This window comes from Thiocapsa rosea (assembly GCF_003634315.1).
Taxonomy (GTDB): Bacteria; Pseudomonadota; Gammaproteobacteria; order Chromatiales; family Chromatiaceae; genus Thiocapsa; species Thiocapsa rosea.
The window spans coordinates 3,187,733-3,199,922 of the sequence record NZ_RBXL01000001.1 but is presented as its reverse complement, the minus strand read 5'-3'; the positions used below and the strand labels follow the sequence as shown (position 1 = coordinate 3,199,922).

At 64.3% G+C, this 12,190-nt stretch carries 9 protein-coding genes; all 9 read left to right on the top strand.

Annotated features, from left to right (window positions below):
• The first annotated feature begins 3 nt into the window (after positions 1 to 3).
• The gene (locus BDD21_RS14335; RefSeq protein WP_120797725.1) at positions 4 to 273 is read left to right on the top strand and encodes a hypothetical protein; all 270 of its coding nucleotides are present in this window, start codon (positions 4 to 6) and stop codon (positions 271 to 273) included.
• Between the two features lie 1,367 nt (positions 274 to 1,640).
• Positions 1,641 to 3,572, top strand: coding sequence for a sensor histidine kinase (locus BDD21_RS14330; RefSeq protein ID WP_245969603.1), 1,932 nt, complete (start codon positions 1,641 to 1,643; stop codon positions 3,570 to 3,572).
• Positions 3,565 to 4,200, top strand: coding sequence for a response regulator transcription factor (locus BDD21_RS14325; RefSeq protein WP_120797724.1), 636 nt, complete (start codon positions 3,565 to 3,567; stop codon positions 4,198 to 4,200). Before BDD21_RS14330 ends, BDD21_RS14325 begins: the two co-directional genes overlap by 8 nt.
• A 422-nt stretch (positions 4,201 to 4,622) precedes the next feature.
• On the top strand, positions 4,623 to 5,003 hold the full coding sequence (locus tag BDD21_RS14320) for a hypothetical protein (protein WP_120797723.1): 381 nt from the start codon (positions 4,623 to 4,625) through the stop codon (positions 5,001 to 5,003).
• A 177-nt stretch (positions 5,004 to 5,180) separates the two neighbouring features.
• Positions 5,181 to 5,567: a LysM peptidoglycan-binding domain-containing protein gene (locus BDD21_RS14315; protein WP_120797722.1), complete on the top strand. Its 387-nt coding sequence runs from the start codon at positions 5,181 to 5,183 to the stop codon at positions 5,565 to 5,567.
• A gap of 184 nt (positions 5,568 to 5,751) precedes the next feature.
• Positions 5,752 to 6,003 (top strand): hypothetical protein, encoded by a 252-nt coding sequence (locus BDD21_RS14310; RefSeq protein WP_120797721.1) that lies wholly within the window; start codon positions 5,752 to 5,754, stop codon positions 6,001 to 6,003.
• A gap of 145 nt (positions 6,004 to 6,148) precedes the next feature.
• Positions 6,149 to 6,316 carry a hypothetical protein gene (locus BDD21_RS27855; protein ID WP_170164760.1) on the top strand — a complete coding sequence of 56 codons (168 nt, stop codon included), beginning with the start codon at positions 6,149 to 6,151 and terminating at the stop codon, positions 6,314 to 6,316.
• Between the two features lie 413 nt (positions 6,317 to 6,729).
• Positions 6,730 to 9,486 carry a sulfatase-like hydrolase/transferase gene (locus BDD21_RS14300; protein ID WP_120797719.1) on the top strand — a complete coding sequence of 919 codons (2,757 nt, stop codon included), beginning with the start codon at positions 6,730 to 6,732 and terminating at the stop codon, positions 9,484 to 9,486.
• A gap of 188 nt (positions 9,487 to 9,674) precedes the next feature.
• The gene (locus tag BDD21_RS14295) at positions 9,675 to 12,173 is read left to right on the top strand and encodes an arylsulfatase (RefSeq protein ID WP_120797718.1); all 2,499 of its coding nucleotides are present in this window, start codon (positions 9,675 to 9,677) and stop codon (positions 12,171 to 12,173) included.
• The last annotated feature ends 17 nt before the right edge of the window (positions 12,174 to 12,190 follow it).

Sequence of the window (12,190 nt, the reverse complement as noted above, 5' to 3'; positions counted from 1 at the left end):
GCGATGACCGATGACACCGCGGGTTTCGCCGCCGAGCTCATCCCGACCGGCTATGCAAGCTGGCGCTTCTGCATCGAGGTCAGGTGCGGCATTGCGCTGACCCCCGAGTATGTCGAGGAGCGCATCCGCGTCCTCGCCGACCCGGGTCAAGAGGAGACGCAACGCTTTGCGCGGACCTACGGCCGCGCTCACCTGGACCAGATCTTGGGCTGGTTTCGTCGGGCGCAGGCTGGGCTCGAGAGAGACAGCATGGACGGTGTGTCCTCGCGGTAGAACAACCGACAGCGCTGCAGCGGATCGGGATTCACCCGCCTCACGGCGGCGTAAACTCCGGCGCACGCCTCGAGGCACGGACTTCACTCACGCTCGTGGCGTCGAGGAGCAGCGCGTGCCTTGGTTTCCCGTGAAGAGCCGATGTGTCGGGGCCAGCCGCAATGGATCGGCCCCCGAAAAGACCGGATGTCGACCCAGGACAGCTGTCAGTCGAGTCGCCGGTTTGGGCGACGGCCGTGCCCCATCAGCGGTCAGTCGCGGCCGCTCAGGCTTGCGGCCACGAAAGGTGGTTGCGGACATCACCCCTTTCCCATCGGCCGCAAGCGAATGACTCAATGAAGCCCGACAGCGGAAAGTCGACTGCGCTTCAACGTTGACAAGTCACGACCGTCGCAGGCCCTCGGCCGTTTGGGAAGAGTGTTCGGCTTGCCACAAGCAGTCGGTCACACATCGGAAGTAGAAGACGGGTCAAGCCGCTCACGACCAGACGTCGCAAACGGACTGCGCCGGCCGCTGTCGTCTGAATTGCATACCTGTTCAGAGCATGGAACCCGATCCAAAACGGCTCGTCGAGCTGCCGTTCGACCGAGGCGAGACTCCGACGGGTGCTGCTGACCACAGTGGGTCTCGATACCGATCGAGCGCGGCCGGCTTCGCATTGCCCTCACCGCATGGACCGCCAGGGGCCTGAGGTTTGCACCTTCGGGCAAACGAGGTGCCTCTTGATCCAATAGGCGCTGAATTCTGACTGCGCCATCCTCCGAGTGTTGATTCGCGTCTCGGCGGACCAGTCGACACTGGTCCGAGGCGCATCGGTGTCAACGCCGAGACCGATCCGGACGACCAGCCGCCCTTCGCGCTGGCCCCAAACTCAATAGGCCGAGGACGAGGGTGGATCGGCGTCAACTGAAGCTGGAGGACATCGGAAGAGTGCAAACGACGCGGGCCACAGCGGTGGGCGGCAACCCGACGTTCATCCGGTGGCCGCCTCCTGCCTCAATGCGACCCTCGATGCGCTCCGAAGGACGCGCGTCGTCCCGGTGGACGAATCCACGATGTTGCAGATCCTGATCGCCGCGGTTCGTCCGTCTCTCGCGTTCGTTGCGTCATCTGCTGACCTGGTTGACCGGAAGCGTCCTATGATGTCCGAAGGTTTGGCTACAGATGGGTCTGCAATGTTTCTGCTCGTGCGGTCGCGTTCGACCGTGGATCCGTCGCGGCTCGGGGCGCGCCACGCCGACTCGGCCAGCCCGCTTGAGGCCCTCGCCTCGGGTTCTCGACCGGCGTCCGCCGTAGTACGTTTCGCATGGGATGTCCTCGCTCCTTCGGCAAAGGGTGCAGCCCTGATCTCGCGGGCGGCCCGGTCGTTGCGGTGTGCACGAGCGCTGCTCGGCCTGCTCGGTTGCGCGCTGCTGCTGCCGAGCGCAAGCCCGGCAACGGCAGCGGAGGAACCTCACGTCCTCGTCCTCTTTGGCTATCAGCGAGCGCTGCCTGCCACCATCAAGGTCGAGCAGGGGTTGGACGAGACCATCGCTGCCGGCACCGAGGTGAGCGTCGAGTTTCTCGACTCTGCGCGCTTCTCCGGCGAGTCCTATGTCCGTTCGGTGACACGTTTTCTGAGCGAGAAGTATTCGCGCCGGTCACCGCAGGTGATCGTCGCCGGCGGGGAAGACGCGCTGACCTTCCTGCTGGCCCATCGCGAGGGGCTGTTTCCGCACGCGCCGATCATCCACCTGGGAATCAGGCCGAGCGTGCTGGCGTCCCTCGCCCCGTTTCCGGCCGATGTGGTGGGGATCCCGATCGAGTTCGATGCCATGCGCACCATCGATCTGGCCTTACGCCTGAGCCCGCGCGCCAAGCGCCTGGTGTTGGTCACCGGCGCAGCGCCCTGGGATCGTGCGTGGGAGGCGCGGTTGCGCGCGGAAGTGCCGCGCTTCGCGGCACGGGTGACGCCCGAGTTTCTTGCCGGCCTGCCGACGGATGAGCTGCTCGAGCGACTGCGCGCGCTGGATCGGGACAGCATCGTCTTTACGCCCGGCTACTTCCGCGACGGCAACGGTGAGTCCTTCATCCCCCTGGCGGCCGGGGCCGCGATGGCGCAGTCCGCCAGCGTGCCGGTCTTCGCGCCTTCGGATACGACCATGGGCACCGGTATCGTCGGTGGGTATTGTCCGAGCTACGTCGCTATGGGACGCGAGGTCGGTCGGGCCGTCAACGCGCTGCTCGACGGCGTGGCCGCCGAGGCGCTTGAGCTGCCCGCGGTGTTGCCGACGACCTTGAACCTCGACTGGAATCAGGTCCGCCGCTGGCGGCTCGATCAAGATCAGATTCCGGATCACGCCGTCATTCATTTTCGGGAGCCGGGCTTTCTCGAGGCGCACCGTCGCGAGGCGATCCTCCTCACCGTCGTCATGTTGCTGCAGAGCGGCCTGATCGTCTGGCTGCTGGTCGAGCGCCGGCGGCGGCGAGTCGCCGAACAGGCCGAACAGAAACAGCGGTTCGCGCTGATCCATGCATCCAGGGTATCGGTGGCCGGAGAGCTCACCGGCTCGATCGCGCATGAGATCAACCAGCCCCTGGGGGCCATCCTCAGCAATACCGACGCCGCCGAGTTGATCCTCGGTGCCGGAGCTGGTCCGGGAGCTGCGACGGACACGGAAGCAGAGTCTTGGCCCGACCCGGCTCGACATCGGGAGCTGCGCGCCATTCTCGCCGATATCCGCCGGGACGATCTGCGCGCGAGCGAAGTGATCCGACGGTTGAGGGCGCTGCTCGGCAAACAACGCACGGAGTCGAAACCACTGGATCTGGTCGAGGTGGCCGGGGAGGTCTTTGCCTTGCTGCGCGTCGAGGCCCGGCGCCGAGCGGTGACGCTGTCCCTGAGCCCGGCGGTGCCGCGGGCGATGATCCTGGGCGATCGCGTCCAGGTCCAACAGATCATGATCATCCTGACGATCAACGCCATGGATGCCATGGCCAATGTCGCGACAGACCGTCGCATCGCTGTCCTGGCCATCGAGGAACGCGCGAGACACGTTCGGATCAGCGTCACCGATCACGGCACCGGCATTGCTCCGGAGCACCTCGAGCAGGTGTTCGAGTCGTTCTTCAGCACCAAGCAGGACGGGATGGGGCTCGGGCTGGCCATCGCCCGGACGCTGGTGAATGCACACCATGGGCGAATCTGGGCCGAGAACGTGGCCGCAGGCGGCGCCCGTTTCCAGGTTGAGTTGCCCGCGCTCGGCCGCACGAAGCGAAACCGGAAGGTATCGATAAACACGAGGCATCGGCATGAGTGATGTCGCTCTGATCCACGTCGTCGACGACGACGAGTCCCAGCGCGTCGCCCTGCTGCGCCTGCTCGGCGCGGCCGGTTTCGAGACCCGCGGCTATGGCTCCACCGGTGAGTTTCTACTGCAACCGCTGCCCGACCAACCAGGTTGCCTACTGCTGGACATGCACCTGCCGGGGCCTTCCGGGCTTGAGCTACAGGCGGCCCTGCAGCGCCAGGGCAGCGGCCTGCCGGTCGTGTTCCTGACCGGCTACGGCGACGTGGCCTCCAGCGTGCGGGCGATGAAGGCGGGCGCGGTGGACTTTCTGTCCAAGCCGATCGAGCGGGACGCGTTGCTGGACGCGATCGGCCGGGCCTTGGCTCGCGACCGGGCGCTGCGTGCCGCCGGTCGGGAGGCGGCTGACCTGCGTTCGCGCTTCGCCGCCCTCACTCCGCGCGAGCGCGAGGTCTTCGAGGGCGTGGTTGCCGGCAAGCTCAACAAACAGATCGCCGAAGGCCTGGGTATCGCCGAGCGCACCGTCAAGCTGCAGCGTGCGCAGATGATGCGCAAGCTCGGTGCCGGCTCGGCGGCCGAGCTGGGCGCCCTGGCCGAGCGCTTGAAGGGCCTCTCCTCTCACCACTCTTCCGAAGACTAGCTGGATCGGACCCGCGCCTACTCGGCCACGGCTACGCCGGAGCGGCTCTGGATCGACACGAGATTGCCCCAAGGGGCAGAGTCGATGTCCTTAGGGCCGATACCCGCGCGGAGTCGGCGCTGTTAGTGTGGAGTTGACCGGAACCGGCGATTTGTCCCCAATCGCTCATCACTCCAGCTCGCTTTCGGAAAAACCTTTCCGGATTGATCCGAGGAGAATTGACGGATGACACGCCTGACCGCTCTGAGCGCATTCGCATTCGCCGTCGCTGGAGAACCTGCTTTCAACGGTTCGCGTGGGCGCTGACCCAACTGTTGGACTCTTTTGATCACTGCCCGCTGGTCGTCCGTTGGTTCAGTTGCTTGAAGGCACAACGACGGTCCCTACCAACAGCCAACCAACACGACAGCGGAGGAATCAAAATGGCGCTCAAACGACAGAGCTGGACCGAGTCCTTGGTCCCGACCCATCGCGGCACCCGGTGCCGCCGGACGGTCGCGCTGTGCCTGCCCGCCGCGCTGCTGCTGGCCGTCCCGATCGGTCGGGCCGCGGAGGTCAGTGGTTTTATGCAGGTCACGGTCTCGCCGGGCGATACGGCCCAGTGCGATAGCAATCCGTGTCAGGTCATGTTCAACATCCCGGCCGGCAGCGGCGGCGTTGTCGTGACCGGCAACGAGGTCACCTGGGGCACCTATCCGGCCGGACAGACCGCCAATCTGGGTCAGGTGTTCAACAGCACAGCCTTCGCGATCGAGGGCATGGACGTCCCCAAGGTCTGGGTCTACGTGCCAAGCGACCCCTGAGCACGCTTCCGGGTCAGCAGCGCCGCGGGCCACCCGAATCCCCATGTCGACAGGACCAGCCCCTGGGGGCGCAATGCCCGCTCCGTCGTCCACGCGGACGGCGTCGCGATGGGCCGTTCAGAAGCGGTCCCGCAAGCTTCACTGTCAACCACCGTTGCAATCAATTTGGAGGGCAGCATGAACACAAAAACACGCATCATCCCCTTCGCTCTGCTGTTCGTTCTAGGCTCGGCCGGAGCTGCAACCGACAGTGTTGTCGCTTACACCATCGCCGAGGGCGAGGACATCCAGACGATTGCCGGTACCTATGACGTCTCGGTTGAAGACATCCTGGTGACCAATGGTCTGGAGACCGAGGAGATCGCTGTTGGAACCGTCATCTACATCCCGCCAAAGCACGCGACGGGCTATTTCGACCCGGAGACCGGCGTCTATACGATCGCCAAAGGGGACGACCTGCTGGAGATCAGCCGGCGCTTCGGCACGACGGTGGAAGCGATCGAGTCGACGAACGGCCTGGAGAACAGCAGGATCACGGCCGGCGCGACACTTGTGATCCCCTAGCGGCCCGGCCGGCACCGGCTCGCTTCTTTCGGTGCTTCCGCGCCTGGAAATAGCCGGGCATCCTTCCCGGCGGGAAACGCTGGGTGGCTTGAGCATTCGCATCCTTAACTCGCGAACACAGGAGACCCGAAAACGCGCTAAACAACGTTTGATTTCAATAAGAAACCAATCGGAGCTATCTGAGATGAAAATGAAAGAGACGATCACCGTTGCTGCTTCGGCCTTGGCCTTGATCCTGTCGACCGCTGTCGCTGCCGAGAGTGCGAAAGATCTCGAAAAGGCGCACGAGAAGGCTGAATCGGACCTGACACTCGACCCCGCGCACGCGAAGGCGGAAACCGATCTCAAAACGATGGATGCGAAGGAAGAGAAGAAGCTCGATGCGGCCCATGAAAAGGCCGAAAAAGACCTGAAAGCCATGGATGAGAAGAAGTAGGCGCAGACGACGCCGCGGGACCGAGCTCGGTCCCGCGACTCCGCCCGCCGGATCATTCCGCAGGGCAGAGTCCAGCCACATGCGGATCAACTTGGCCATGCGCGTATTCCATGCCCATTCGGCCACTGAGTCCACGGACCCTCCGATGAGCAAGGACGCGGACGGCACGCGCCCGGCCCCCCTCGAGAGCACGTGCTGGGTCGAGGGGTTCAAAGGCGTCGCTGAGTTGGCCGCGCGCCTGCTGTACACCCGGTTGGTCGACGTGGGCGACCGCGAAGCCGAACGAACGATTGAACCTGGATCCGGCAGTTGAACGGCCCCTGGAGTGCGTCCCGCGCGGTGTCCGGCAAGGCGCAACGAGGCGTCGTAGTGGTTCTACGACAACGAGTTGCAACGCAGTCGGGCGCCGCGCGGGGCGTGCCCGGGGGTCGTAGCGGCAATCACCCGGCGGGTGAGGCGTCAGATGACCAAGATGGTCAAAGAAGTCAGAATTTTGCATGCAGCACAAAGCGGTCAACTGCCTGATCCAGGTTGAAAATTCACCAAAAGGCAACGCGTTTCGGGGCAGGCGAGGATCGCACCGAGAGCAGCGGCGACCTTGCAGAACGGTCGGTCGGGCTTCAGCCCGACTTCGACCTCCGGGATTGCCCGAGGCGCCGCTGTGGGGCGGAAGCCCGACCCACAGGCATATTGACTCTTCAAACAGCGTTTGGGTGGAGATGAGCGATGAAGATCCCGGGACTTGGGCCGAACCAGTGGAGGGCAAGGCTCGCAGCCTCAGCTTTAGTGCTCTTCCTCGCCCTGGGCGGCGGCGCCCAGGCGGGCGACGCCGGGCCGCGCCACCATGCTGACGGTCACTACGATGCCGCCACCGCCACCTATGCCGTGGTCGCGGGTGACGATCTGGCCGCCATCGCCGAGCGCTTCGGCACCACGGTGGCGGAGCTGAAGGCGGCCAACCGGCTCGGCTCAGACACCATCGATATCGGTCAGAGGCTCCTGGTGGCCGCCGGCACCCCCGACGGCGCCGCGGCAGGCGCCACACAGGTCACCGGCGTCCCGGGCTCGCCGAGCGCCACCACCACCATCAGTGGCCAGCAACTGCCGCCGCCCCAACCGGCTTTCGGCGGCGTCATCAAGGACGGCGCACTGCAATCGACGCCCTGGTGGCCGCCGAGCGTCGTGCCGCCCAAGGGCGCGCCGAACGTGCTGCTCATCATCACCGACGACGCCGGCTTCGGCGTGCCGAGCACCTTCGGCGGCGTCATCCCGACACCGTCGATGGACCGCATCGCCAACGAGGGCCTGCGCTACAACCGGATGTTCTCCACGTCGCTGTGCTCGCCGACGCGCGCCGCCCTGATCACCGGGCGCAACCACCACTCCGTCGGTTTCGGCGTGATTGCCGAGCAGTCGACCGGTTTCCCCGGCTACAACAGCATCATCGGCGCTGACAACGCCACCATTGGCCGTATCCTGCTCGACAACGGCTACAACACCTCTTGGTTCGGCAAGGACCACAACACGCCCGCCTTCCAGGCCAGCCAAACGGGTCCCTTCACCCAGTGGCCCACCGGCATGGGCTTCGAGTACTTCTACGGCTTCGTCGGCGGCGACGCCAACCAGTGGGAGCCCAACCTGTTCCGCAACACCACCCAGATCTTCCCCTTCCAGGGCAAGGAGCCGGGCACCTGGAACCTGATCACCGGGATGGCCGACGAGGCCATCGACTGGGCGACGCGGATGCACCAGACCGATCCGAGCAAACCGATCTTCATCAAATACGCGCCAGGCGCCACGCACGCCCCGCACCACCCGACCCGGGAATGGGTGGATAAAGTCAGCGCCATGCATCTCTTCGACGACGGCTACGAGAAGCTGCGCGAGCGCATCTTCGAGAACCAGAAGCGGCTCGGCGTCATCCCCCAGGATGCGAAGCTCACGCCCTGGCCCAGTGACGTCCTGAAGCCGTGGGATCAGCTCACCGCGGAGGAGAAGAAGCTATTCATCCGCCAGGTCGAGGTCTTTGCCGCCTACGCCGCCTACACCGATCACGAGATCGGCCGTGTGATCCAGGCCTTCGAGGATCTGGGCAAACTCGACAACACGCTGGTCATCTACATCAACGGCGACAACGGCACAAGCGCCGAGGGGGGGCCGATCGGGACTCCGAACGAAGTGGCCTTCTTCAACGGCGTCACCGTGCCGGTGGACGTGCAGATGAAGTGGTACGACGTCTGGGGCACCGAGCAGACCTACAACCACATGTCCGCCGGCTGGTCCTGGGCCTTCAACACGCCGTTCGACTGGTTCAAACAGAACGCCTCGCGCCTGGGCGGCATCAACCAGAACATGGTCGTGTCCTGGCCGGCTCGCATCAAGGACAAGGGCGCCCTGCGCGAGCAGTTCGTGCATGTGATCGACGTGGTGCCGACTATCCTCGACGCGGCGGGTATTCACGCGCCCGAGCTGGTTGACGGCATCAAGCAGAAGCCGATCGAGGGCACCAGCTTCCTGTACACCTTCGACGCGGAGAACGCCAAGGCCCCGTCGCGCCACAAGACCCAGTACTTCGAGATGATGGGTCAGTGGGCCCTGTACGAGGATGGCTGGCTGCTCAGCACCAAGGTCGATCGCGCACCCTGGGAGGCCTTCGGCGCGGCCAACGCCGACCCGCTGAACAACCAGGTGTTCCAGCTTTACGATCTGAGCAAGGACTTCACGCAGTCTGACGACATCGCCGCCAAGCACCCGGAGAAGGTCAAGGCGATGCGCGCACAGTTCCTTGCCGAGGCCAAGAAGCACCAGGTCCTCCCGCTCGACGGAACGGTGGCAGCGCGTGTCATCGCACCGCGCCCAAACATTACCGCCGGGCGCACCGAGTTTGTCTATACGCGCCCGATGGTCGGCCTGCCGCAGGGTGACTCGCCGTTGTTGCTGAACACCTCCTACACCATCACTGCCGACATCGACGTGCCGGAAGGCGGCGCCGAAGGGATGATGCTGACCTCGGGCGGGCGCTTCGCCGGTTACGGCTTCTACCTGCTCAAGGGCAAGCCCGTGTTCCTGTGGAATCTGATCGATCTCGAACGTCTGAAGTGGGAGGGAACCGAGGTACTGTCGCCGGGACGGCATACGGTGGAGTTCGACTTCCAGTACGAGGGCCTCGGCGTCGGCACACTCGTGTACAACAGCTTCAGCGGACTCGGTCGGCCCGGCACCGGCACGCTCAAGGTCGACGGCAAGGTCGTCGATACCAAGCGCATGGAGAAGACATTGCCGATCATATTGCAGTGGGACGAGAGCTTCGACATCGGCTCCGACACGCTCACCGGCGTGAACGACGCCGACTACAAGCCGCCGTTCCCGCTGACCGCCAAGCTCGAAAAGCTGACCATTAGGGTCGATCAGCCCGAGCTCTCGCCCGAGGATATCAAGACGCTGAAGGAGGGTGAGGCGAAGGTGGAGGCAGGCAGGGAATAGTCCGGCCACCGGCTCATCGGCAAGCCCCGCGGATCGTTCGGCAACGGGTGGCACGCGCGGGTCGATATGCCCGCACGCCCCTCTTCGTTGAAACTCCCAAGACTCACGGAAGACTCGCTCTGCGATTTCTCCAAGCGATAGAAGGGGCTAAGCCTCTGCACTCGTCAACGAACCTAAAGGATCACCCGATGAAAGCAATCATGTCGGCACTCGGAGGAGCCGTGCTCGTAGCCACAGCCGCCTCGTGCCTCGCAGCGGAGATTGAAACCACCGGGGTGCCGGGTTCGGCCAGCGCCACCACCACGATCAGCGGACAACAGCTTCCGCCGCCCGACCCGAAGTTCGGCGGGTCGATCAAGCAAAAGGCCTCGGACTCGACGCCCTGGTGGCCGCCGCGCGTGGTGCCGCCGAAGAAGGCGCCCAACGTGCTGCTGATCATGACCGACGACGACGGCTTCGGCTCTCCCAGCACCTTCGGCGGCGTGATCCCGACCCCGGCGCTGGACCGCATCGCGAACAACGGGCTGCGCTATACGAATTTCCATTCCACTTCGCTGTGCTCACCGACGCGCGCGGCGCTCGTCACCGGGCGCAACCACCATTCGGTGGGCTTCGGCGTGGTCGGCGAGATCGCCACCGGCTTTCCGGGCTACGACTCGATCATCCCGATCGAGAAGGGCACCATCGGCACCATCCTCAAGCACAACGGCTATGCCACGTCGTGGTTCGGCAAGGACCACAACACGCCCTTCTTCGCCAACAGCCAGGCGGGCCCCTTCGAGCAATGGCCCAACGGCATGGGCTTCGAGTACTTCTGGGGCTTCGTCGGCGGCGATGCCAGCCAGTGGCAGCCGAACCTGTTCCGCAATACCACGCCGATCTTCCCGTTCCAGGACAACCCCGGCTGGAACATGCAGACGGCCATGGCCGACGAGGCCATCCAGTACATGAAGCAGCTCAAAGCATTGGCGCCGGAAAAGCCCTTCTTTGTTTACTACGTGCCCGGCGCCACCCATGCCCCGCATCATCCGACGCCGGAATGGATCGACAAGATCAGTGACATGAAACTGTTCGACGACGGTTGGGAGAAGCTGCGAGAGACCATCTTCGCCAATCAGAAACGTCTGGGCATCATGCCGGAAAATGCCGAACTGACACCCTGGCCGGATGGGCAGGACATCTACAACGGCGCCAAGTTGCCACGCTGGGACTCGCTGAGCTTTGAAGAGAAGAAGCTGTTCATCAAACAGGCGGATGTCTATGCGGCCTACCAGGCTTACGCCGATTATGAGATCGGCCGCGTCATCCAGGCCGTGGAGGATCTGGGCGAGTGGAACAATACGCTGATCATCTATATCAGCGGCGACAACGGGCCGAGCGCCGAAGGCATGATCAACGGCACGCCCAACGAGTTCACCACCTTCAATGGCGTCCCCGTGCCGGTCAAGGACCAGTTCCTGTGGTACGAGTTCTGGGGTTCCGACCGCACCTTCCCGCACTTTTCGGCAGGCTGGGCCTGGGCTTTTGCGACGCCCTTCAAGTGGATGAAGCAGGTGCCGTCGCACTTCGGGGGCACAGCCCAAGGTATGGCGATCTCATGGCCCGCCCGCATCGGTGATGCGGGCGGTACGCGCCGCCAGTTCCACCACGTGATCGACATCGTGCCGACCATCCTCGAGGCCACCGGCATCCCGGCGCCCGACACCATCGACGGCATCAAGCAGTTGCCGATCGAAGGCACGAGCCTCGCCTACACATGGGACAAAGACCATGCCGACGCGCCGACCAAGCACACCACGCAGTACTTCGAGATGCTCGGCAACCGCGCCCTCTACCACGACGGCTGGGTCGCGGCGACGACGCCGGTGACACTTCCCTGGGAACTGAGCACTAAGCCGCCACCGGACGTGATCGACGGGTACAAGTGGGAGCTGTACAACGTGATGGACGATCCGACGCAGAACAACGACCTGGCCGCGAAGATGCCGGAAAAGCTAAAGCAACTGCAGAACATCTTCTATCTGGAGGCGGCGAAGTACAACGTGCTCCCGCTGGACAACACGACGCTGGAGCGCTGGAACGCGCCGAAGCCCAGCCTGACGGCGGGACGCACCGAGTTCACCTACTCGGGCACACTGGCCAACGTGCCGGGCAGCACGGCGCCGCACATCCTGAACAAGTCCTATACGATCACTGCCGAGGTCAATATCCCCGAAGGCGGTGCCGAGGGCATGATCGTCACCCAGGGGGGCCGTTTCGGTGGCTATGGCCTGTTCCTGAGTAAGGGCGAACTCGGGATCGGGCGGGGCAAGGTGGTCTTCCTTTACAACTTGCTCGACCTGAAGCGCACCATCTGGGAAGGGCCTGAACTGAGCCCGGGCAAGCACACGATCGTCTTCGACTTCAAGTCCGCCGAGCCGGGTCTGGGCAAGGGCGGGACCGGTGTGCTGTACGTGGACGGCAAGGAAGTGGCGAGGAACTCGATGGAGAACTCGACCCCGATCACCTTCGCTGAGGACGAAACCTTCGACGTCGGTCTCGACACGCGCACCGGCGTCGCGATGGTCGAGTATCGCTACGACTCCCCGTTCAATTTCACCGGAACGATCGACAGGCTCACCTTCAAACTCGAACCCTTTCCACCGCCTCCGCTTGCGCACCCGGTAGGCTCGCCTCATCGGCATTGATCGAAGAATGAAAGGAG